The sequence below is a fragment of the Falsiroseomonas sp. RANM36 genome (assembly GCF_056682175.1).
This window is the reverse complement of sequence record NZ_JBWXTD010000005.1, coordinates 1-1,450: the sequence shown is the minus strand read 5'-3', so window position 1 is coordinate 1,450 and position 1,450 is coordinate 1. Positions and strand designations below refer to the sequence as shown.

1 protein-coding gene and 1 pseudogene (1 of these 2 cut by a window edge) are annotated in these 1,450 nt (G+C 70.3%); one reads left to right on the top strand and one right to left on the bottom strand.

Features of this window, described 5'->3' with window-relative positions:
• A pseudogene (locus AC1MIR_RS17940) lies at window positions 1-115 on the bottom strand (dimethylarginine dimethylaminohydrolase family protein) (it extends 824 nt beyond the left edge of the window).
• A 145-nt stretch (window positions 116-260) separates the two neighbouring features.
• Here AC1MIR_RS17940 and AC1MIR_RS17935 point away from each other — a divergent pair.
• On the top strand, window positions 261-1,450 hold a 1,190-nt coding region (locus AC1MIR_RS17935), incomplete at its 3' end, for a Hint domain-containing protein (RefSeq protein WP_480029563.1).

Sequence of the window (1,450 nt, the reverse complement as noted above, 5' to 3'; positions counted from 1 at the left end):
CGGCCAGGCTGCGGCGCGCCACGGCGTTGGTGGGGATCCAGCGGTAGTGGTCGGGCGGGCAGACGAGAAGCTCGCGCAGCCGGCCCGTCTCGCTCGCCACGGCGAAGCGCGGCATGGCGCCAGCGTGCGCCCGGCGGGTCCGGGTGGCAAGGCGGACGCAAAAAGACTGTGGAGGCTCAACCGGAGATTGCGTGATTGGGCTTGCGGGACACGTCCTTTTTTATTATCACGCCCGCGAGAGGCAACCGGCGGGCACAACCATGAGCGGGGCGACCATTCCCGGTGCGCTGAACACCGGCGCAAACACGCAATACTGGAATGGCACGGCCTGGGTCACAACGCCCATCGCCGATACCAACATGGCCTATTACGGCTCCACCGGTAACAACAGCACCACACTCGGCGGGGACAACGACTTCGCCAGTGGCCGCGGCGGCAACGACTCGCTGGGCGGCGGCGGCGGGAACGACGTGCTGGTGGGCGGCGCGGGCGCGGACAGCCTCTCGGGCAGCGACGGCGCGGACACGCTGATCGGCGCCAATGCGACAGTGACCGGGTCGCTGACGACCGGCCAGATCACCATCACGGGCCTGTCGGGCGACGGCACCAGCATCGACACGCTGTCGGGCGGGGGCGGCAACGACACCTATATCGTCACCAATGCCAACGACGTCATCTTCGACGGCGTGAACGGCGGCACCGACACGGTGCTCATCGCGTCGAACCTCGCCACCTCCTACTCGGTCGGCCTCGGCGTCTCGATCGAGAAGATGGGCGTCCTGGACCCCAGCCTGACGACCGGCGTCAGCCTCACCGCCAATTCCGGCGACCAGTCCATGAGCGGCGGCGCGGGCAACGACACGCTGTCGGGCGGCCTCGGCAACGACACGCTGGACGGGCTGGGCGGGGCGGATTCGCTCTCCGCCGGCGAGAACGACGACCTGCTGCGCGGCAACGGCGACGACACGCTGAACGGCGGCACCGGCAATGACAGCTTCGTGCTGAGCGGCAGCGGCAACGTGGTGGATGGCGGCGGCGGCACCGGCGACGTCATCACCTTCGCGACCAGCGGCACCTATGTCGTCACCGGGGGCCCGGGCAGCTACACCATCACCGGCCCGGGCAGCGAGACGAACAGCGTCAGCAACATCGAGTTCATCGCGGGGCCGAGCGGCAACACCGCCTTCGGCACCGGCAGCTTCTATGTCTGCTTCGCGGGCGGCACGCGGATCCGCACCGATCGCGGCGAGACGCCGGTGGAGAGCCTGCGCGCGGGGGACCTGGTGGCGACCGTCTCGGGCCATGGCGCGCCGCTGAAGCCCGTGCTCTGGATCGGCCGCCGCCGCGTGGTCCTCGCCGGCCATCCCAAGGCCGAGGCCATCGCGCCGATCCGCATCCGCGCCGGCGCGCTCGCCGAGAACACGCCCGCCCGCGACCTGCTGGTCAGCCC